The organism is Xanthomonas sp. PPL134, from assembly GCF_040595915.1.
GTDB classification, from domain to species: Bacteria; Pseudomonadota; Gammaproteobacteria; order Xanthomonadales; family Xanthomonadaceae; genus Xanthomonas_A; species Xanthomonas_A indica.
Map to the genome: position 1 here is coordinate 228,205 of NZ_JAMDLL010000004.1, position 22,115 is coordinate 250,319.

The 22,115-nt window shown below is 70.0% G+C and carries 13 protein-coding genes; 11 read left to right on the forward strand and 2 right to left on the reverse strand.

What is annotated here, in order from left to right; all coding sequences use genetic code 11:
- Positions 1-72 precede the first annotated feature (72 nt).
- The 10 genes from galA (at position 73) to M3U25_RS10905 (ending at position 14,796) form a co-directional block, all read left to right on the forward strand.
- The gene (galA, locus tag M3U25_RS10860; RefSeq protein WP_355498866.1) at positions 73-2,955 is read left to right on the forward strand and encodes a beta-galactosidase GalA; all 2,883 of its coding nucleotides are present in this window, start codon (positions 73-75) and stop codon (positions 2,953-2,955) included.
- A gap of 151 nt (positions 2,956-3,106) precedes the next feature.
- Positions 3,107-5,317 carry an alpha-N-acetylglucosaminidase gene (locus M3U25_RS10865; RefSeq protein WP_355499255.1) on the forward strand — a complete coding sequence of 737 codons (2,211 nt, stop codon included), beginning with the start codon at positions 3,107-3,109 and terminating at the stop codon, positions 5,315-5,317.
- Entirely contained in the window at positions 5,314-6,468 is a 1,155-nt protein-coding gene (locus M3U25_RS10870) for a heparan-alpha-glucosaminide N-acetyltransferase domain-containing protein (protein ID WP_355498864.1), read from the forward strand. Before M3U25_RS10865 ends, M3U25_RS10870 begins: the two co-directional genes overlap by 4 nt.
- A gap of 71 nt (positions 6,469-6,539) precedes the next feature.
- Positions 6,540-7,295, forward strand: a complete 756-nt coding sequence (locus M3U25_RS10875; RefSeq protein ID WP_019796176.1) for a GntR family transcriptional regulator — start codon at positions 6,540-6,542, stop codon at positions 7,293-7,295.
- Positions 7,296-7,332: 37 nt separating this feature from the next.
- Positions 7,333-8,598: a sugar MFS transporter gene (locus tag M3U25_RS10880; protein WP_355498860.1), complete on the forward strand. Its 1,266-nt coding sequence runs from the start codon at positions 7,333-7,335 to the stop codon at positions 8,596-8,598.
- Positions 8,599-8,637: 39 nt separating this feature from the next.
- Positions 8,638-9,705 (forward strand): LacI family DNA-binding transcriptional regulator, encoded by a 1,068-nt coding sequence (locus M3U25_RS10885; protein ID WP_010343153.1) that lies wholly within the window; start codon positions 8,638-8,640, stop codon positions 9,703-9,705.
- Positions 9,706-9,713: 8 nt separating this feature from the next.
- Complete coding sequence (locus M3U25_RS10890; RefSeq protein WP_355499252.1) at positions 9,714-10,742, forward strand: SIS domain-containing protein; 1,029 nt, start codon at positions 9,714-9,716, stop codon at positions 10,740-10,742.
- Positions 10,742-11,887: an N-acetylglucosamine-6-phosphate deacetylase gene (gene nagA, locus M3U25_RS10895; RefSeq protein WP_355498856.1), complete on the forward strand. Its 1,146-nt coding sequence runs from the start codon at positions 10,742-10,744 to the stop codon at positions 11,885-11,887. The genes M3U25_RS10890 and nagA overlap by 1 nt, the downstream gene beginning before the upstream one ends.
- Positions 11,888-11,929: 42 nt before the next feature.
- On the forward strand, positions 11,930-12,469 hold the full coding sequence (locus M3U25_RS10900) for a hypothetical protein (protein WP_355498853.1): 540 nt from the start codon (positions 11,930-11,932) through the stop codon (positions 12,467-12,469).
- A 290-nt stretch (positions 12,470-12,759) separates the two neighbouring features.
- Positions 12,760-14,796, forward strand: coding sequence for a hypothetical protein (locus M3U25_RS10905; RefSeq protein ID WP_355498850.1), 2,037 nt, complete (start codon positions 12,760-12,762; stop codon positions 14,794-14,796).
- A gap of 297 nt (positions 14,797-15,093) precedes the next feature.
- Here M3U25_RS10905 and M3U25_RS10910 read toward each other — a convergent pair whose 3' ends face one another.
- Positions 15,094-16,338, reverse strand: coding sequence for a multifunctional CCA addition/repair protein (locus M3U25_RS10910; protein WP_355498847.1), 1,245 nt, complete (start codon positions 16,336-16,338; stop codon positions 15,094-15,096).
- Between the two features lie 137 nt (positions 16,339-16,475).
- Positions 16,476-18,443, reverse strand: a complete 1,968-nt coding sequence (locus M3U25_RS10915; protein ID WP_355498844.1) for a transglycosylase SLT domain-containing protein — start codon at positions 18,441-18,443, stop codon at positions 16,476-16,478.
- A gap of 692 nt (positions 18,444-19,135) precedes the next feature.
- Between M3U25_RS10915 and M3U25_RS10920 the strand changes: the two genes are divergently transcribed.
- The gene (locus M3U25_RS10920; protein ID WP_355498841.1) at positions 19,136-22,024 is read left to right on the forward strand and encodes a TonB-dependent receptor; all 2,889 of its coding nucleotides are present in this window, start codon (positions 19,136-19,138) and stop codon (positions 22,022-22,024) included.
- Positions 22,025-22,115 lie beyond the last annotated feature (91 nt).

Genomic DNA, 22,115 nt, shown 5'->3' on the forward strand with positions numbered 1-22,115 from the left:
GCCTGCGGGCTAGCGCGACCCTGGCCCGGCGCCGCGGTGGCGCCGGGCGGTCGTTCCGATGAGGACAAGCGCATGCAACGAAGAACCTTCCTGGCCGGCAGCGCCGGCGCCGGCCTGCTGCTGGCGCTGCCACGCGGCAGCCGCGCCGGCCCGGCGGCATCCACCGGCCTCGCCGGCGCCGGTACCGCCGCGCTGGCGGCCGTGCCGGGGGTGACCCTGGCGGCCGATCCCGGCCTGTTCTGCCTGGACGAGGGCTGGCGTTTCCACGAGGGCGACATCCCGTTTCCGCCGATCACCGGGCAGGACGCGAGCTACGACAACGCCAAGGCCGGCAAGGCCTGGGGCGCGGCCGCCGGCGATTTCGACGACAGCCAATGGCGGCAACTGCGGCTGCCGCACGATTTCGCGATCGAGCAGCCGATCGAGGCCAGTGCCAACGTGGCGCAGGGCTATCGCCGCCGCGGCATCGCCTGGTACCGGCGCAGCCTGCGGCTGGACGAGGCGCAGCGCGGCAAGGCGCTGGAACTGCGCCTGGACGGCATCGCCAGCCGCGCCACGGTGTGGGTCAACGGCCTGCTGATGGCGCGCAGCTGGAGCGGCTACGACGGCATCGCCATCGACATGACCGCGATCGCGCGCTACGGCCAGGATCTGAACACGATCGCGGTGCGCGTGGACGCCGAGGCGATGGACGGCTGGTGGTACGAAGGTGCCGGGCTCTACCGGCATACCTGGCTGGCGGTGCGCGACGCGCTGCATATCGTCGGCGACGGCGTGCATGCGGTGCCACGTGCCGGGGCCGACGATCGCTGGACGCTGCCGGTGACGGTTACCGTCGCCAACGTCGGTGAGCACGCCGATGCGGCACTGCTGGAGGCGACCCTGTACGACGCCCGAGGCACGGTGGTGGCGCAAGGCAGCAGTGCGCTGCAGGCCGGCGCGCTGGCGCAAGTGGAGGCCCAGGTCGTGTTGCAGGTCCGTCAGCCGCAGCGCTGGGACGTGGCCGCGCCACACCTGTACCGGCTCGCGACGGTGCTGCGCAGCGCAGGCCGCGAGCGCGACCGCCGCGAGTGCGCGATCGGCTTTCGCACGCTGCGCTTCGATGCGCAGCAGGGCTTCTTCCTCAACGAGCGGCCGCTCAAGATCAAGGGCGCCTGCCTGCACCAGGACCATGCCGGGGTCGGTGTGGCGGTGCCGGACAGCCTGCTGGACTTCCGCATCCGCCGGCTCAAGGCGCTGGGCTGCAACGCGATCCGCCTGCACCACGCGGTGGCCGCCGAACTGCTCGACGTGTGCGATCGCCTGGGCATGCTGGTGATGGCCGAGAACCGCGTGTTCAATCCAGCACCCGACTACGCCGCGCAACTGCGCTGGCTGGTGCGCCGCGACCGCAACCGCGCCTGCGTGTTCCTGTGGTCGGTGTTCAACGAGGAGCCGATGCAGGGCACCGTCGCCGGTTACGAAATGGTGCGCCGTGCCGTGGCGCTGGTGCGCACACTCGACGACAGCCGCCCGGTGACCGCGGCGATGAACGACGGCATGCTGACCCAGCGCAACGCGTCCCATGCGGTGGACGTGGTCGGCTTCAACTACCGCCAGTTCAACTACGACCGGGTGCATGCGGCGATGCCGCACACACCGCTGCTGTCCAGCGAGGACACCAGCGCGTTCCAGACCCGCGGCGCCTGGTTCACCGACATGGAGGCGCACGTCATCGCCGAGGACGATTCGGTCGCTGCGCCCTGGGGCGACACGCATCGCACGTCCTGGAAATTGATCGACGAGCGGCCCTACCTGGCCGGCGGCTTCGTCTGGACCGGCTTCGACTATCGCGGCGAGCCGACGCCGTTCGAATGGCCATCGGTGTCCTCGTTCTTCGGCATCATGGACCTGTGCGGCTTCCCCAAGGGCGCCTACTGGCTGCGCCAGGCGCAGTGGATCGACGAGGCGCCGGTGCTGCAGCTGCTGCCGCACTGGAACTGGCCGGGCCGAGAGGGCACGCCGATCAAGGTGATGGCGTTCTGCAACGCGCAGCAGGTGGAGCTGTGGCTCAACGGCCGCTCGCAGGGGCGGCAGGCGGTGGACCGGATCGCGATGAACACCTGGCAGGTCGTGTACGCGCCCGGCGTGCTGGAAGCGGTGGCGTATCGCGACGGGCGCGAAGTCGCGCGGCAGCGGGTGCAGACGGTCGGCGCGCCGGTCGCGCTGCGGCTGACCCCGGACCGCCCGCGCATGCGCGGCGATGGCCGCGATGCGCAACCGATCACCCTGGAGGCGGTGGATGCGCAGGGCCGCCATGTGCCGTTCGCCGATGCGCAGATCGCGCTGCAGGTCGAAGGCGGACGCCTGCTCGGCGTCGGCAATGGCGACCCGAACCGGCATGCGCCCGACAACGTGCCGCAGGTGCAGTTGTTCAACGGCCTGGCGCAGGCCATTGTCGAGGCCGGCAGCGATCGCCGCCAGCTGCGCATCGTGGCACGCACGCCTGGCCTGCGTGCGGCGCAGGCAAGTATCACGCTGGACGCGGCGGCGCCGCCGTTGTCGTTGCCGCCGGCTGCCGCGGCGATGGTGGTGGGCGGCTGGCGGCACACGCTGCCGTTCGCCACCCCGCCCGACCCGGCGCTGCCGCGCGCGCCCAACGACAACAACAGTTGGAGCTTTTGCCAGCCGGGCAACCTGGAGACGCGCGCCGAGCGCGACGGCTATGTGCTGTACCGGACCGCGTTCACGCCCTGGGCCGGGATCCAGCAGCGTGGTGGCCGGCTGCGGCTCGGCCGCGCGACCGGCGCGGTGCAGGTGTATCTGGACTGGCAGCGGGTGGCCGACGTCGCGGCGGGGCAGCCGGTATCCCTGCGGCTGCCGCCGGCGTCCGGCGAACGGGTGCTGGCCGTGGTGATGCAGGTGACGGCCGGAACGCCTTTCGGCTTCGACGATGTCGCGACAGTGGAGTATTGAGCCAATGAAGCATGCTTTCCGCCAGATCTTCCCGCATGGCCATGCCGGGCTGCGCCGCCTCCGGGCGGCGTCGGTGCGTGCGCATGTGGTGCTGTTGCTGCTGGCCTGTGCGCTGCTGGCGCCGGTCGCTGTCGCCGCGCCCGCGCAGGACATGCAGGGCGGCACCGCACGCGAGGTGCTGCTGCGCACGCTCGGCCCGCGCGCGGCCGAGCTGCAGCTGCAACGGCAACCGCGCGGCCGCGGCAACGACTGGTACCAGGTGACCGCCGAGGCCGGCACGCTGCGCGTGTCCGGGTCCTCGGACGTGGCGCTGGCGCACGGTGCGTACAGCTATCTGCAGTCGATCGGCGCGGCGTCGGTGAGCTGGGAAGGCAGCCGCGTGGCGTTGCCGGCGGCGTATGCCGACGTCCACGGCCCACGGATGGCCACGCCGTTCGCGCACCGCGCCTATCTCAACGTCTGCACCTACGGCTACACCACGCCGTGGTGGGACTGGGCGCGCTGGGAGCGCGAGATCGACTGGATGGCGCTGCACGGTATCGACATGCCGCTGGCGATGGAAGGCCAGGAGTACGTGTGGCAGGCGCTGTGGCGCGAGTTCGGCGTCGCCGATGCCGACCTGGCGCAGTACTTCTCCGGCCCGGCGTTCGCGCCATGGCAGCGCATGGGCAACATCGAAGGCTACGATGCGCCGCTGCCGCAGCAGTGGATCGAGGACAAGCACGCGCTGCAGCTGCGCATCCTGCAGCGCATGCGCGCACTCGGCATGAAGCCGGTGCTGCCGGCCTTCGCCGGCTATGTGCCGAAGGCATTCGCGCAGGCGCATCCGCAGGCGCGCATCTACCGCATGCGCGCCTGGGAGGGCTTCCACGAGACCTACTGGCTGGATCCGGCCGATCCGCTGTTCGCGCAGATCGCGCAGCGCTTCATCCAGCTCTACGACCGCACCTACGGCAAGGGCACCTACTACCTGGCCGATGCGTTCAACGAGATGCTGCCGCCGATCGCCGCCGACGGCAGCGACGCGCGCCTGGCCAGCTACGGCGACAGCACCGCCAACACCGCCAAGACCAAGCCGCCCGAGGTGCCGCCGACGCAGCGCGACAAGCGCCTGGCCGAGTACGGCCGCGCGCTGTACGCCTCGATCCACCGCGCCAACCCGGATGCGGTGTGGGTGATGCAGGGCTGGCTGTTCGGCGCCGACCGCCACTTCTGGACGCCGCAGGCGATCGCTGCATTCCTGCGCGAGGCGCCCAACGACAAATTGCTGGTGCTGGATATCGGCAACGACCGCTACCCCGGCACCTGGAAGCTGTCCGATGCGTTCGACGGCAAGCAGTGGATCTATGGCTACGTGCACAACTACGGCGGCAGCAATCCGGTGTACGGCGACCTGGCGTTCTACCGCGAGGACCTGCGCACGCTGCTCGCCGACAAGGACAAGCAGCAACTGGTCGGCTTCGGCGCCTTCCCGGAAGGGCTGCACACCACCTCGGTGGTCTACGAGTACATGTACGCACTGGCCTGGGGCGCACAGCAGCGCCCGCTGCAGGACTGGCTCGACGACTACACCCGCGCCCGCTACGGGCACACCTCGCCGGCCTTGCGCGCGGCCTGGGACAACCTGCAGGCCTCGGTGCTGTCGACCCGCTACTGGACGCCGCGCTGGTGGCGCAGCCGCGCCGGCGCCTACCTATTGTTCAAGCGGCCAACGCTGGACATCGGCGAGTTCGAGGGCGCGCCCGGCGATCCGCCGCGGCTGCGCCGCGCCCTGCAGCAGTTGCTGACGCTGGCGCCGGAGTACGCCGACGCGCCGTTGTACCGCTACGACCTGGTCGACTTCGCCCGCCACTACGCCACCGGTCGCGTGGACCTGCAGTTGCAGCAGGCCGTGGCCGCGTACCGGCGTGGCGACGTTGCGGCCGGCGATGCGGCGGTCGCGCGCGTGCGAGACGCGGTGATGCAACTCGACCGTCTGGTCGGCGGCCAGCAGGACACCTTGTCGAGCTGGCTCGACGCGGCGGCCGGTTACGCCAAGACCCCGCAGGACGCCGCCTACTACCGGCGCGACGCCAAGGCGCAGGTCAGCGTGTGGGGCGGCGAGGGCAATCTCGGCGATTACGCCTCCAAGGCCTGGCAGGGCATGTACGCCGACTACTACCTGCCGCGCTGGACCTTGGCGCTGCAGATGCTGCGCGAGGCAGCGGTCGCCGGCGGCAACGTGGACGAGGCGCAACTGCAGCAACGGCTGCGCGCCTGGGAGCGGGACTGGGTGGCGCGCGACACGGCCTACGTGCGGCAGGCGCCGGCCGATCCGGTCGCCGCGGTGCGCACGCTGCTGCACCAGGTGGATGCGCCATGAGCGCCGCGTCCGTCCGCCTTCCCGCCGCGGCGCCGCCGCGCGAACGCTTCCTGTCGCTGGACGTGTTCCGTGGCCTGACCATCTTCCTGATGATCCTGGTCAACACGCCGGGCGCCGGGGCCGATGCGTTCGCGCAGCTGCGGCACACGCCGTGGTTCGGCTTCACCGCCGCCGACCTGGTGTTCCCGTCGTTCCTGTTCGCCGTCGGCAATGCGATGAGCTTCGCGCTGGACCGCGGCCAGCCGCTCGGCGCCTTCCTGCGCCGGGTCGGCAAGCGCAGCGCGCTGATCTTCCTGCTCGGCTTCCTGATGTACTGGTTTCCGTTCGTGCACCAGGGCGCCGACGGCCACTGGAGCGTCACCGCGATCGACCAGACCCGGGTGCCGGGCGTGCTGCAGCGCATCGCGCTGTGCTACGCGCTGGCCGCGCTGCTGTGCCGCTGGCTGTCGCCGCGCGGCCTGCTGGGCATGTGCGTGGCGCTGCTGCTCGGCTACTGGGGCGCGTTGTACCTGTGGGGCCAGCCGGGCGCGGAGCTGAGCAAGCTCGGCAATGCTGGCACGCGGCTGGACCTGTGGCTGCTGGACCCGGCGCAGCTGTACCGCAAGGACGGCGGGTTCGATCCGGAAGGTCTGCTCGGCACGCTGCCGGCCACGGTCAATGTCATTGCCGGCTACCTGACCGGGCTGTACGTGCGCCACGCCGGCAAGCAGGCGCGCACGGTGCGCTGGCTGTGGCTGGCCGGTGTGGCGCTGGTCCTGCTGGCGCTGGCCTGGCAGCCCTGGTTCCCGCTGGCAAAGAAGCTGTGGACCGGCTCGTTCGTGCTGCTGACCGTGGGCCTGGACCTGCTGTTGCTGGGCGCGTTGCTGTGGGCGATCGAGGTACGCGGCTGGCAGGCCGGCAGCGGCTTCTTCACCGTGCTCGGGCGCAATCCGCTGGCGATCTACCTGTTCTCCGAACTGTTCGTGGTCTGCCTGCGGCTGGTCCCGGCCGGCGCCAGCGGCATGGACCTGTACCAGTGGCTGGGCGTGGAGGTGTTCCAGCGGCTGCTGCCCGGCCCCTGGGGCAGCCTGGCCTGTGCGCTGGCCTACACCCTGCTGTGCTGGGCGGTGGGCTGGTGGATGGATCGGCGGAGGCTGTACCTGCGACTGTGACCCGGCGTGCACGGACCGCGAATTGGTACTATATTGGACATAACGAATTCATGCGGACTGGAGAGCGCGCCATGACCAAGCCCAAGCCGCAGGCCGATCCGCGTCTGCATGCGCTGGCTGTGGACCCGGACGCGCCGACGCCGCTGTACCTGCAACTGGCCAGCAAGCTGGTGGAGGCGATCAAGGGCGGGCAGTGGAAGCCGGGCGAGGCGCTGCCGGCCGAACGGCAACTGTGCGAATACCTGCAGGTGTCGCGGGTGACCCTGCGCCAGGCCGTGGATGCGCTGGTCGAGCAGGGCCTGGTGTCGCGCCGCCAGGGTGCCGGCACCTTCGTCACCTCGCACATCCAGCACCAGCTCAGCGGCCTGGCCAGCTTCAGCGAGACCCTGCGCATGAAGGGGCTGGAGCCGGGCACGCGCTGGCTGGAGCGGCGCACGCGCCCGGCGCACGGCGAGGAGATCCTGCGCCTGGGCCTGTCGCCGGATACCGTGGTCGCGGCGCTGACCCGCCTGCGCAGCGCCGACGGCCGGGTGATGGCCTACGAGAAGGCGGTGCTGCCGCAGCACGTGGTGCCCGATCCGCACGCCATCGCCGATTCGCTCTACACCTACCTGGACGAGCGCGGCACCCCGGTGGTGCGGGCGCTGCAGTACTTCCGCGCCATCAACCTGCCGGCGCGGCTGGCCGGCCACCTGGGCATGAAGGAAGGCGAGGCGATCCTGCACGTGGTGCGGGTCGGCTATACCCGCGACGGCAGCGCGATCGAGCTGACCGACACCTATTGCCACAACGACTACTACGACTTCGTCGCCGAACTGCGACGCTGATCGCCGACCCCTGCGCCCACCCGGAGCACGCCCGCCCATGACCACCGCACGGCCCGCCAGTCCCTACGCCTCCATCGCCATCGTCGGCCTGTTGTTCTTCATCATGGGCTTCTTTACCTGGATTAACGGGCCGTTGATCCTGTTCGCCAAGGTCGCTTTCAACGTCAGCGACACGTTCGCGTTCCTCATCCCGAGCGCGTTCTACATTTCCTACTTCTGCCTGGCATTGCCTTCTTCGTTCATCCTGAAGCTGACCGGCATGAAAAAGGGCCTGGCGCTGAGCCTGCTGATCATGGCGATCGGCGCCGCCATCTTCGGCCAGTTCACCAATGCCCGGTCGTATGTGGGGGCGGTGAGCGGCATCTTCATCATCGGCGGCGGCCTGGCCTTGCTGCAGACTGCGGTCAATCCGTACATCAGCATCCTCGGACCGATCGATGGCGCCGCGCGCCGTATCGCGCTCATGGGCATCTGCAACAAGGTGGCCGGAGCGCTGGCCACGTATGGACTGGCGAAGGTGGTCCTGCACGGGATGGAGGATTTTTCGACCCGGATCGAACAGGTGCTGCCGGCGCAGAAGGAACTGCTGTTGCAGGAGTTCGCCGGTCGCATCCACGGCCCCTACATGGCGATCGCCGGCGTGCTTGCCGTGCTTTCCGTCGCCATCCTGTTTTCGCCGTTGCCCGAGATCAGCGCCGAGAAGGCGAACGCGTCGGCCTCCGACGAGCGCAGCCGCGACAGCATCTTCGCGTTTCCGCACGTGTGGCTTGGCGCGTTGTGCATCTTCGTGTACGTCGGCGCCGAGGTGATGGCGGGCGATGCGATCGGCATCTACGGCAACAGCCTCGGCCTCTCGCTCGACTACGCGAAGTATTTCACCATCGGCACGCTGGCCTGCATGCTGGCAGGCTACCTGGTCGGCCTGGTGCTGATCCCGAAGTACATCTCCCAGGAAAAGTACCTGTCCATTTCGGCAGGCCTCGGCATCGTGTTCTCGCTGTGCGCGATGTTGACCGGCGGCTATGTCTCGGTCGCGTTCGTCGCCGCGCTCGGATTCGCCAACGCCATCATGTGGCCGGCCATTTTCCCGTTGGCCATCAAGGGGCTGGGAAAGTTCACGGAGAAGGGCGCGGCGTTGTTGATCATGGGCATCGTGGGCGGCGCGGCGGTTCCGCAGCTGTTCGCCCATCTGAAGGAGTTCTTCGATTTCCAGGTGGTCTTCGCCGGCTTGATGATCGCGTGCTACCTGTACATCTTGTTCTTCGCACTGCGCGGTCACCGCGTGGGCCAGGGCGCGCGGTGAGCTGACGCGCTTTTTCTCCAACTCGGCAAACTCATTCCAATGCGCAGACCCACCATCAAAGACGTCGCCGAACGGGCGCGGGTGTCGCTGAAGACCGTCTCGCGGGTCATCAACAACGAACCCTCGGTGATGCAGGCCACGCGCTCGCGCGTGCTGCACGCCATCGCCGAACTCGACTACGAGCCGGATCCGTCGGCGCGCAACCTGCGCAGCGGCACGCCGTTCGTGATCGGGCTGGTGTACGACAACCCCAATCCGTACCACATCATCGGCGTGCAGAACGGCGTACTCGCTGCCTGCCGCGAGACCGGCTTCGGCCTGCAGATCCATCCCTGCGATTCCACCGCGCCGATGCTCGCCGAGGAACTGGCCGAATGGACCCAGCGCTCGCGCCTGGCCGGGCTGGTGCTGACCGCGCCGATGTCCGAGCGCGCCGACCTGGTCGCGGCGCTGGCCGCGCGCGGCATCAAGACCGTGCGCATCATCGCCGCCACCGAGGATCCGCAGGACGGCCCGTGCGTCTATGTCGACGACCGCGATGCCGCCTACGAGATCACCGAGCATCTGATCCAGCTCGGCCACCAGCGCATCGGCTTCCTGTGGGGCGGCACCTCGCACCGGTCCAGCGGCGAGCGCTATGCCGGCTACGAGGCGGCGCTGAAGGACTACGGCATCACCCTGGACAAGCACCTGGTGATCCCCGGCGACTACACCTTCGACGATGGCTTCCGTGGCGCGCGGCGGCTGCTGGCGCTGCGCGAACCGCCGACGGCGATCTTCGGCTCCAACGACGAGATCGCCGCCGGCGTGCTGGCCGCGGCCAAGTCGGCGGGCATGAACGTGCCCTACGACCTGTCCATCGCCGGCTTCGAGGACAGCCCGTTCTCGCGCCAGTCGTGGCCGCCGCTGACCACCGCCAAGCAGGCCACCGAGGACATCGCCCGCCACGCCGCACGGCTGCTGATCAGCCAGCTGCGCAGCGATGCCTACGAAGACCATCCGGCGCCGGTGCACAACCAGGGCTTCGTGCCGCAACTGGTGGTGCGCGGCTCGACCGCCCCCATGCAGCCGCATTCCCGCCGCTCCTCCTCCCCCGACCCCACATGACCCTGCCCATGGCGCTGCCCTCCGAAACCGACACCCTGATGTTCCGCGAAGCCGCGGAAGCCGCCGCGGTCATCGCCGCGCAGTTCGAACGCAACCACGCCACGGTGAGCGCGCTCGCCGCGTCGCTGCGTGCCGATCCGCCGCCGTTCGTGGTGACCTGCGCGCGCGGCAGTTCCGACCACGCCGCCACCTACGCCAAGTACCTGTTCGAGACCCAGCTCGGCGTGGTCACCGCCTCGGCCTCGCCGTCGGTGGGCTCGGTGTACGAGGCGCCGCTGCAACTGCGCGGGGCGCTGTACCTGGTGATCTCGCAATCGGGCAAGAGCCCGGACCTGCTGCGCAACGCGCAGGCCGCCAAGGACGCCGGCGCGCGCGTGGTGGCGCTGGTCAACGTCGAAGACTCGCCGCTGGCGCAACTGGCCGACACGGTGATCCCGCTCGGCGCCGGCCCGGAGAAGAGCGTGGCCGCGACCAAGAGCTACCTGGCGTCGCTGGCGGCGATCTTGCAGCTCGGCGCGCACTGGAAGAACGCTCCGGCGCTGCTGGGCGCGCTGCAGGAACTGCCGCAGGCCCTGCGCGCGGCCTGGCAGGCCGATTGGCGTTCGCTGACCGATGGCCTGGTCGAGGCGCACAACCTGTTCGTGCTCGACCGCGGCCTGGGCCTGGCGGCGGCGCAGGAAGCGGCACTGAAGTTCAAGGAAACCTGCGGCCTGCACGCCGAGGCCTACAGCTCGGCGGAAGTGAAGCACGGGCCGATGGCGCTGGTCGGCCCGGGCTTCCCGGTGCTGGCGTTCGACCAGCCGGACGAAGCGGGCGAGGGTACCCGGCGCCTGGCCGAGGAATTCCGCGGCCGCGGCGCGCAGGTGTGGCTGGCCAGCGCCGGCGGCGACCTGCCGCTGGTCGCTGCCCCGCACCCGGCCTGCGCGCCGCTGCTGGCGATCCAGAGCTTCTACCGCGCGATCAACGCCCTGGCGCTGCGTCGCGGCTACAACCCGGACCTGCCGCCCCACCTGAACAAAGTGACGGAGACCGTCTGATGACCACGGTGGCGCTGCGCAATGCCCGCGTGCTCGGCGAGGACGGTTTCCTCGATGGCGTCAGCGTGCTGTTGGAGGGCGAGCGCATCCTCGCCCTGCTCGACGACGCCGACCCGCGCGTGGCGGCAGCGCCGGTGCAGCACGACCTGGGCGGCGGCAGCCTGCTGCCGGGCTTCATCGACCTGCAGGTCAACGGCGGCGGCGGCGTGCTGTTCAACAACCGCACCGACGTCGAGGCGCTGCGCCGCATCGGCCAGGGCCATCGCCGCTACGGCACCACCGGCTACCTGCCGACGCTGATCAGCGACGACGTGGAGGTGATGCGCGCGGCGATCGCCGCGACACGCCAGGCCATCGCCGAGGGCGTGCCGGGCGTGCTCGGCATCCACCTGGAAGGCCCGTACCTGGCTCCGGCGCGCAAGGGGACCCACAACGCCGACAAGTTCCGCGTGCCCGACGCCGAGGAACTGGCGATGGCGACCTCGCTGGACAACGGCGTCACCCTGATCACCCTGGCGCCGGAACGTGTGCCGGCGGCCAGCATCCGCACCCTGGCCGCGGCCGGCGCGCGCGTGTTCGCCGGCCACACCGCTGCCAGCTACGAGGAGACCCGCGTCGGGCTGGACGCCGGCATCTGCGGCTTCACCCATCTGTACAACGCCATGACCCCGCTGCAGGGACGCGATCCCGGCGTGGTCGGCGCCGCGCTGGAAGACCGCAACGCCTGGTGCGGGGTGATCGTCGACGGCGTGCACGTGCATCCGGCCAGCCTGCGCGTGGCGCTGGCGGCCAAGCCGCGCGGCACCGTATTCCTGGTGACCGATGCGATGCCGATGGTCGGCGCCGACAGCCCCGCGTTCGATCTGTACGGCGAAACCATCACTGCCATCGACGGCGTGGTGCGCAACGCCGCCGGCGCCCTGGCCGGCTCGGCGCTGGACATGGCCAGCGCGGTGCGCAACAGCGTGCAGTGGCTGGGCGTACCGCTGGAAGAGGCCGCACGCATGGCCTCGCTGTACCCGGCGCAGTGCGTGGGCCTGGACCACCGCTACGGCCACATCGCACCCGGTTACCAGGCCGACCTGGTGCTGCTGGACGATGCGTTGCAGGTCCGGCATACCTGGATCGCCGGCGCGATGGAGTAAGCGGCTGCCGGCACCGCCTGTCGGTGCGCGTAGGGAAACATCGTGCCGCCGGCCGTGGATAGTTGCGGTAGCCTGGCGCCGGAGCATCGGCGATGCCGCGCCCTCGCCGCGCGGGCGCAGGCAGGCGCCAGCTCCGCTCCACCTCACAAGGAACGTTCGGTGATCTACGCGATTCAATCCTATGCCGCCGTGGGCGGATTCCGTTTCGGCTGCAGCCAGGCCCAGATCGCCAAGGCGCACGGTGCGCCGTTCACCACGGTGATCGACAACATCCAGAAGATCGTGACCGAGACACGCGAAGGCTGCGAACTGGTCTACGAACGCAAGGCGCTGTGCTACGTGACGCTCAACCGGCACGTGATCCCAATGGTCGAGGGAATCGCCATCTATGCCCCGGGCGCACTGTCGCAGTTGATGGCGCACGATCCCGATCATGCGATCGGGCCGCGCTACGCGCTGTTTCGCCGCCTCGGCATCTGCGTCGGCGGCCTCGGCGTCAAGCGCATTCCCGAAGGCAGGCTGGTCAGTGCCTTCGCCGAGGACAAGCGCGACTTCTTCGAATTCTTCGTCGCCGAGGACTGAGGCGCGCTAGTGCGACGAGTGGGCAGCGCGTGGATCTGCGCATCCACGTCACTCATTTGCCAGCGTAGTTGGTCTGAGAGGAAATGCCGACAACGCCGTTGCCAGCCGCTGCGCCATCCTGCTGTGCATGTCCGTTGAGCAAAAGATTAAAAGTCTTCTGGCTCCCGGCACGCGGTGTTGTCACCCGCATGCATTAGGATCGCGGGTGATCGCCACAGGGGGAGATCGTCATGCGCATCGTACGGAAGGTGCCGCGTTCTTGCGGCAGCGGTGAAGGGTGGTTCGACGGAATGTCGCGCGTCGTCGTGGCTTGGCGCAAGCAATGGGATGGCGGCGGCGATGCGCCGCGTCGCACGGCCGAGCAGCCGCAGGTGCAGATGTCGAAGCTGCCCGGCGCGGGCAGCATGCGCGCCGGGGCCGTCCTGCTGTTATGGGCCACGGCCTGGCCGACCTGGGCCGCGACGCCACCGGCGGCGTGTCGGCGGCCGGCGTTGCCGGTGGCGTGCGCCGGTCCGACCGCGGTCGGGCGCTTCATCGCCCGCAACGGCGGGCCCTGGCAGTCCTACGGGTTCGCCACGCCGCTCGATGTACCCGCGGGGCAAACCCTGGCCATCGCGATCTGCGGACAGGCCAACCAGGCCGTGCAGGATGCGCAGTGGCATGCGCAGCCGTCGTTGTTGCCGACGCTGGTGCACAGTGTCGGTGCGGACGCCACGCTGGCGATCCTGGTGCAGGACAGCGCCAACGTGGCGCTGGCCGGGCGATTGATCCTGGGCGAGGACACGCTTGCGGCCGACGGCAGCTTGCATGCGCCGGCGGGGCAGGTGCAGGCCGCGCTGATCGGCACGTTGGTCGACGGCCCCATCGCGCACGGTGCGCGTCTCGATGTGCGCCTGCGCGACTCGGCCAACGTCAGCCTGCAGACCGCGCAGAGCCACCTGCACCTGGGCGGCGGCAGCCTCAGCGAACGGCTCATCGCGCCACGCGATGCAGCGGTCGCGGCGGCCGACGGCGCCTGTCTCGCGGTCGCCGTGGAGCGCAGCGACCGGGTGCGCGGTGATCGTGGCCTGCTGACGATCGGCGGCGGCCGCTTGCAGGGTGCGCTGATCGCCCATCCGTTGCGCGGCAGCCATGTCGCCGTGCAGGCGGACGACGTGGCCACTGTGGCGGCGGACGAGGTCCGCCTGTTCGCCGGCCAGTTGCTGGATGAGGTGGTGCACGCCGGGCCGTGGCTGGGCGGCCAGATCGCGATCGGACTCGCCAACGTGGCCAATGTCGATGCGCGCGCACTGGACATCCAGGACGCGGTGCTGGTCGACGAACTGGTCGACGCCGGGCACGTGCAGGACGCGGCGATCGACCTGCGCCTGACCGATGCCGGCAACGCCAGCGTCGAGGGCGCGCTGCGCATCGGCGATGGCGGGCTGATCGACGAGCCGTTGGACGCTGCCGACCTGCTCGCGTCCGATGTCACGGTGACGCTGCTGCGCAGCGGCAATGCGGTCGCTGCCGAAGCGCGGATCGTGGACGGCGAACTGATCGACGAAGCGATCGATGTGGGGGCGATACAGGATGCGGTGTTGGCGGTGCGCTTCGAGGATGCCGGCAACCTGCACGCCGTGGCCGCGCGGATCGAGGAGGGCGAGCTGATCGACGAGGCGATCGATGCCGGGTCCATCGACGGCGGCACGCTCGACGTCGCGTTCGCGGACAGCGGCAACGTCACCGGCGACGCGCTGGCCGTCGTCCATGGCGAACTGATCGACGAGGCGGTCGACCTGCAGGGCCCGCTCGCCCGCGCGCAGCTGCGCCTGGACATGGCCGATGCCGGCAACGCCCGGGTCCAGGCACTGGACATCGTCGAGGGCGAACTCGTCGACGAATTGCTGGACATGATCGATGCGCGCGACGCCAGCGCGGAACTGCGCGTGCGGCGCAGCGGCAATGCCGGAGGCGCGCTATCGGCGTCGGCCCAGCGCGTGTCGATCGTGGATGGCGAGTTGGTGGATGAGGTGATCGACGCGGCAGGCACGCTGGACGGATTCGCCGGCGTGGTCGATCTCGGCGATGTCGCCAACGCGCGCGCCGCCAGCATCGCGCTGCAGGGCGCGCAGATGCTCGACGGCGTGGTGGACGCGGCGGCGCTGCGCGTCAGCGAACTCGGCCTGCAACTGACCGATGTGGCCAACGCGCGCTATCGGGACGCCTTGGACATGCAGGACAACAGCACGCTGCTGGGGGCGATCGCCGACGTGGACAGCCGCGATGCCGCATCGCAGATCGCCACGGTGGTCGTGGCCAGCGGGGAGGCGATCCAGGTGCCGTAGCGCGCGCCTGGCGAGCAGTGCGGCGGTCACCGCCGCCGCGTCGTTCGTCCAGGTGCGTCGTGACGGATGATGCCTACCCTTGCCATGATCAAGCGGGCACGTCATGGCCCCGTAGGAGCGGCTTCAGCCGCGACAGGCCTTCCCGATCATGCCGGTCGCGGCTGAAGCCGCTCCTACATGTGGGGCCATTAACTCGTACTGGATGTTCGCTTCCGTTGCGATGGCCATCCCCCCGGAAACCTGTCGAGGCTGATTCCACTCCTGCGGCGTGCCTGAGCAAGCGCGGCGTGGCAGCGATCAGGGCGTGTCGGCCTGCAGCTCCCGCCGCGCCGTGGCGATCGCCGCGATCCGCGCCTTGGCCAGCGCCTCGCCGATCTGCGGGCCGCTCAGCCCCTGTGCGGCCAGATCGCGCGCGTTCACCGCCAGTGCCGCCGCATGCAGGCGCTGCAGCGCCAGGCCCTGCGGATAATCGGCGTCCTCGCTGCCGAGGCGGCCGCGCTTGTCGGCCTCGCACACCGTCGCCAGCTGCGCGATGCGCTCGGGCTTGCGGAAACCGTCGCAGCGTTGCAGCAGTTCGTGCACGGTGCGGTCGCGCAACTCGGCCAGGCGATGCACGTTCAGATGCTCGCGGCAGGCGATCTCGGCCAATTGCCGGTGTTCCTGCGGCAGCTTCAGGCGTTCGCACAGCGCGCGCAGCGGTGCCAGGCCGCGTTGTTCGTGCATCAGGTGACGCGGCCATTCCTCCGGCGGCGTCAGCGCCTTGCCCAGGTCGTGGGTCAGCGCGGCGAAGCCGATCAGCGCGTCGCCCGGCGCCAGCCGCGCGGCCATGTCGCTGACCAGTTCCTGGTGGCGGCCGGTGTCGATCTCCGGGTGGTACTCGGCGCGCTGCGGCACGCCGTACAGGGCATCCAGTTCGGGCAGGACCCAGCGCAGCGCCTCGGCCTCGCGCAGCGTGCGCAGGAACGCCGATGGCTGCGCGGACGCCAGGCTGCGGCGCAGCTCCTGCCACACGCGCTCGGGCACCAGCGTCTCCAGTTCGCCGCCGGCGGCCATCGCGCGCATCAGCGCCATGGTCTCGTCGGCGACGCGGAACCCCAGCGGCGCCAGCCGCGCCATGAACCGTGCCGCGCGCAGCACGCGCAGCGGATCCTCGGCGAAGGCCGGGCCGACATGGCGCAGCACCCGCTGTTCGAGATCGCGCACGCCGCCATAGGGATCGACCAGGCGCCCGTCGGCCTCGTCGCGGGCGATGGCGTTGATGGTGAAGTCGCGCCGCTGCAGGTCCTCCTCCAGCGTCACCGACGGATCGGCCTGCACCACGAAGCCGTGATAGCCGCGGCCCGCTTTGCGCTCGGTGCGCGCCAAGGCGTATTCCTCGCCGCTGCGCGGATGCAGGAACACTGGGAAATCGCGCCCGACCTGCTTGTAGCCCAGGTCCAGCATCTGCTGCGGCGTGGCGCCGACCACCACCCAGTCACGATCGCCCGGCGGCTGCCCGAGCAGGGCATCGCGGACGGCGCCGCCGACGAGGTAGGTGTTCATTGCAAGCCGGGAATGGGGAGTCGGGAATCGGGAATGGTAAAAGCAAAAGCAGCTCGGCCAGGTCTGATGTCGTTCTGACCTGCGACCACCGGATGCAGGGTGGTCGCACGCGATGCGCCGTTGCGATTCCCCATTCCCTACTCCCCATTCCCGGCGGCCGCACCAGCGGCCGCGCACACGAACTTCTTCCGCGGCGCGTCCAGCTTGCCGAGCATGCGTTCGGTGACCGGCAGGGCGTCGCCGTTGAGGCGCCAGTCGTAGATCACGCTGAAGGCGAGGATGCGCGCCACGTACTCGCGCGTCTCCTTGTAGCTGACCGTCTCGATCCAGAAGTCGGGGTCGTGGCCCGGGCGCTGGGTCTGCCAGCGCGAGGCCGGGCCGGGGCCGGCGTTGTAGGCGGCGATGGTCAGGTAGGGCAGGCCGTAGGTGTTGAGCAACTGGCGCAGGTAGGCGGTGCCGATGGCGATGTTGGTGTCCGGGTCGTACAGGCTCGCTGCGCCGCCGTAGCCGGCCAGGCTGAGGGTGCGGGCGACGCTGGCGCCGGTGGCCGGGACCACCTGCATCAGGCCCATCGCATTGGCCGGCGAGCGCGCATTGGGATTGAACACGCTCTCGGCGCGGATCTCGGCGGCCACCCAGGCCGGGTCGATCGCGTTCCTGCCGGCTTCGCGGCGGATGGTCTCGGCGTGGTGCAGCGGGAAGCGCAGCGTGTACAGGCGCTGCTCTTCCGGACGCTTGCCCAGCCCGAACACCGCGCGGTCGAACCAGCCGTTGGCGCTGGCCACTTCCACCGCCAGGCGTCGCTGGGTGTCGTCGAAGCGGCTCAGCGCATCGTTCCACTCGGCCACCGCCCAGCCGGCGCGGTCGATCTTGAACAGCTCCAGCGCGCGGATCAGCGCCGGGTCGCGCGCCACCGCCGCCTGCGCCTGCGCGCTGTCGTTCGGTTCCCACGGGCACAGCGCATACGGCTGCTTGAGCCGGTCGGCGGCCAGGAAGCCGTGGAAGGTGGCGGAGCTGGCCGCCGCGCGATACAGGCGCTGCGCCTCGCTCGGATTGCCGGTCTTCTCCGCCAGGCGCGCTTCGAAGTACTGCCAGCGCGAATCGTTGCGCTGCGCCGGCGGCATCTTGCGGATCGCGGCCAGCGCCGCCGGCCAGTCGCCGCGCGCCATCGCCTCGCGCGCGCGCCACTCGTGCAGGCGTTCGTCGTAGGCGGACTCGGGCACGGCATTGAGCCGGCGCGCCGAATCGGGGCCGTACGAGGCCACCGTCCACAGCGCGATCTGGTACAGCACCGCGCCGCGCTGCGCCTCGCTGAACTGCAGCGCCTGGGCGAACTGCGGCAGTTGCCGCTCGGCGGCATCCGGGTCGGCCTTGGCCAGCTTTTCCAGCCCGTCCACCGCCACCTTGCGGCTGCGCTCGGTCCTGGGCCAGCTCAGTGCACGCAGATGCACCGCGTCCAGGAACGCGGCGTAGTCGTTGGCCAGCGCCAGGTCGGCGGCGGGCAGGCCGCGCGCGGCGGCGCGCATCACCGCCGGTTGCTGTGCGTCGGCGGCCGCTTCCACGCGCGCCCAGCGCAGCGCATCGGTCATGCCGCCGCGCGCCTGCAGCACCGCGAACACCGGATCGCAGGCGTCGGGCAGCGACTTGCCGGCGTTGCGCCACAGCGCCTGCGCCTCGTCCACCCACTGTGCGTCGGCGCGGCCGGTGGCCTGGCGCGCATTGAGCTGGGCGCAGCGCAGGCCGAGGTTCTCGGTGGGTTTCCAGTTCGCCAGCAGCGCCGGCCAGTCCTCGCGCCGCGCCAGCGCCGGCAGCCATAGCGCGCGGAAGCTCTCGGCCACCGGCTGCCCGGCGTAGCGCTTGAGGAAGTCCTGCGCCTGCGCATCGGACACCTTGTCGATGGTGCGGCGCAGGTTGGCGTACTCCAGCCAGCCGTACAGCGGATGCTGCTTGAACGCGGCGGCGCGGACCGGATCGAACCGGCCCTGCTCGGCATCGTCGATCGCCGAGCGGATCGCCGGGCGCTGGGCGTCCAGGGACTGGGCGAGGGCGGAAGCGGGGCCGCACAACGCGGCGGCGAACAGCAGAAGAGACGTGCGCAGGATCATGCGCGGGACTATACCGAAGGCCGATGAATCGCCGTGCCACGGGCGATGGTGGGCGCTGTCGTTGCGTTCGCTGTCGCGGCTGCGACGCCGTCGTGTCGTGTCGTCCGGGCGCGCCGGCGATTGCGCTGGATGCCGCGATGCCAACGTGCTGACGGACGCAGCGACGTCGTGTCAGTGCAATGCCCTGCAGCGGTTGCAGCTTGGCACCGCTCGCCGGGCCGGTGTCCGGTGCCTGCAGGGGCGGATGAGAGAGCGGGCGAGCCTCTTGTCGCAGATCGGCGCGGGCGCTTCGCTTCCGTACCCTCACCCCAACCCCTCTCCCGGGGGGAGAGGGGGCTCGGCTTCTCCCTTTTCCCATCGGGACCATGGCCCCCTTTTCGGGGGAAGGTGCCCCGCAGGGGCGGATGAGGGTGCGGGCGAAGCCCCTTATCGTCCGATCGTCGCGGGCGCTTCGCACGCCGGACCCTCACCCCAACCCCGTTACCGATGGGAGAGGGGCGTTGGCATTGCATCGCTGTTGGAGGACGTCTCTCGAGCCTGTGTCTACCAGATCGACCAGTCGCATCGATCGCCCACGCTTTGCCTGCCGGGCGCTTGCAGCCCGTTTACGATTTGTTTACAACGAATTCCACGCCGTCGCGGTGCAGGGGGTCGCAGCGGCCGACCCACATCCTTTCTGGAGAGAGAGACGGATGAACTTCCTGCACCGCCATCCTTTGGTCTTCGCGGTATCCCTGGCCCTGCTCGGTGGCGTCCCCGCCATCGCCGGCGCCCAGCAACAGAGCACCCCGGCCGCCCCCGGCGGCGCCACCACCCTGGACAGCGTGCAGGTCACCGGCACCCGCATCCGCCGCGCCGAAGTGGAGGGCCAGGTGCCGGTGCAGACCTTGACCCGCGCCGACATCGAACGCACCGGCCTGACCTCCATCGGCGATGTGCTGCAGGAGCTCACCGCCTCCGGCTCGGCCTTGAACGCCAAGTTCAACTCCTCCGGCAATTTCGGTTTTCCGCCGGACGGCAGCGGTGTCGGCGCCGGCTCGGCCCAGGTCGATCTGCGCCATCTTGGCGCCAAGCGCGTGCTGGTGCTGGTCGACGGCATGCGCTGGGTCAATGAATCCTCCGCCTCGGGCGTGGGCGCGGCCACCGACCTCAATACCATCCCGCTGGCCATCGTCGAACGCGTCGAGGTGCTGGAAGACGGCGCTTCCTCGCTGTACGGCTCGGACGCCATCGCCGGCGTGGTCAACATCATCACCCGGCGCAGTTTCGACGGCGGCCAGGTCACGCTGAACTACGGCGAGTACGACAAGGGCGACGGCGCCAGCAAGGGCGTGGACCTGGCCTGGGGGCACAGTACCGAGCGCACCAGCCTGTTCCTCGGCGCCAGCTATACCAAGCAGGACCCGATCTACGCACGCGACCGTGCGCAGTCGCTGTATCCGATTCCCGGCACCGGCCTGACCTTCGGCAGCTCGGCCACGCCGGACGGGCGCTTCATCTTCGTCGACCCCAACACCGGCGCCGAGCAGAACCTGACCCCCAACAGCGGCGTGGGCACGCCACGCTACGACGGCGCCGGCGGCTGTACCCGCAGCGACGACTACCACTGCTTCACCACCGCCGACCGCTACAACTTCGCCGCCTCCAACCTGCTGCTGACGCCGTCCGAGCGCAAGGGCGTGTTCGGCCAGTTCCGCTTCTTCTTCAACGACGACGTGCAGTGGTACCTAAAACTGCTCGGCAACCGCCGCGAATCGACCAACCAGGCCGCGCCGGAGCCGATCTTCCTCGGCCCCGACGCCGGCACCGGCAATCCGCTGGCCGACAACATCGTCATTTCCGCGGCCAACCCGTACAACCCGTTCGGCTTCGCGCTGGATTCGGGCAGCAACCTGATCATGATCGGGCGCCGCCCGGTGGAAGGCGGCGCGCGCGTGTTCGAGCAGCGCGTGGATACCCAGTACGTCGGCACCGGCTTCATCGGCAGCTTCGAGGGTGCCGACCGCACCTGGTTCTGGGACGTCAACGGCGCCTACAGCAAGAACAAGGCCGAGCAGACCAACTACGGCAGCTACAACATCTACAACATCAACCTGGCGCTGGGCGATCCGGCGGCGTGCGCGGCGGTGGCCGGCTGCGTGCCGCTGAACATCTTCGGCGGCGCCGGCAGCATCACCCCGGACATGCTGCGCTGGATCCAGCCGGTGGTGCACGACCGCAGCCAGAACGAACTGACCCAGTTCACCGCCAACCTCAGCAGCGACCTGTTCCGGCTGCCGGCCGGCGCGGTGTCCTTCGCCACCGGCGTGGAGTACCGCAAGTACGAGGGCTTCTACCGCCCCGATCCGCTGACCGTCATCGGCCACTACAACGGCGTGCCATCGCTGCCGACGCAGGGCAGCTACGACGTCAAGGAGGCCTACCTCGAACTGAGCGTGCCGATCTTCGCCGACTCGCCGCTGGGCGACAAGCTGGACCTGAGCCTGGCCGGGCGCTATTCCGACTACTCCACCTTCGGCGGCAAGTTCACCCCGAAGTACGGCCTGCGCTGGCAGGTGGCGCCGGACTTCGTGCTGCGTGCCAGCTATGCCGAAGGCTTCCGCGCGCCCAGCATCGGCGAACTGTATGGCTCGGCCGCGCGCGCCGACCTGACCCTGTCCGACCCGTGCTCGATCGGCCTGGGCGGCACCGCGCCGCGCGGCAGCGCCAGCAACTGCGCCGCGCTCGGCGTGCCGCCCGGCTACCAGCAGGCCAACTCGCAGATCTCGGTGACCACCGGCGGCAACCGCGCGCTGGAGCCGGAAAAGGCGCGCAGCTTCAGCGCCGGCTTCGTCTGGAGCCCGTGGTTCGCCAGCAATGTGCCGTGGTCGGACCGCTTCGACGTGGAGGTGACCTTCTACCGCCACGACATCGATGGCGCGATCCAGGCGATCAACGCGCAGACCCAGCTCGACCTGTGCGTGGACACGCTGTCGCCGACGTACTGCGACGGCATCACCCGCGCGTCCACCGGCGGCATCAACGGCTTCAACAACCGGCTCACCAACCTCGGCTCGATCAAGACCGACGGATGGGACGTGGACCTGTTCTGGACTACGCCGGAGACCGCCGCGGGCCGCCTGAAGGTCGGCTGGCAGAACACCTTCGTCACCCGCTACGTCGCCACCGGCGCGGCCGGCCAGGTGCAGCCGCAGCGCCCGGGCGTGGAAGTGGTGGACAGCTCCATTCCCGAGTGGACCAGCAACCTGAGCCTGGACTGGTCGCTTGGCCGCTGGAATGCGTCGTGGACGCTGCGGCACATCTCCGAGCTGACCGAACAGTGCGGCGATGCGGTCGCGTTCCCGGTGTGCAGCGACCCGGTCGCCGGCACCAACACGCTGGATGCGATCACCTACCACGACCTGCAGGTGGGCTACCGCTTCGACTGGCTCAAGGGCCTGACCCTCAGCGGCGGCGTCAACAACGTCTTCGACAAGGACCCGCCGATCTGCCTGTCGTGCTCGCTCAACGGCTACGACGCCTCCACCTACGGCATCCCGGGCGGACGTTACCTGTACGTGCGTGCGGATCTGAAGTTCTAGTCGCGGCCTGCGCGATGGCACCTGGCGGGAGCGCGCGTGCTCTCGCAGGGTGTTGCCGATGTGATGGGACGAGAGTTCCCGCGGCTAAAGC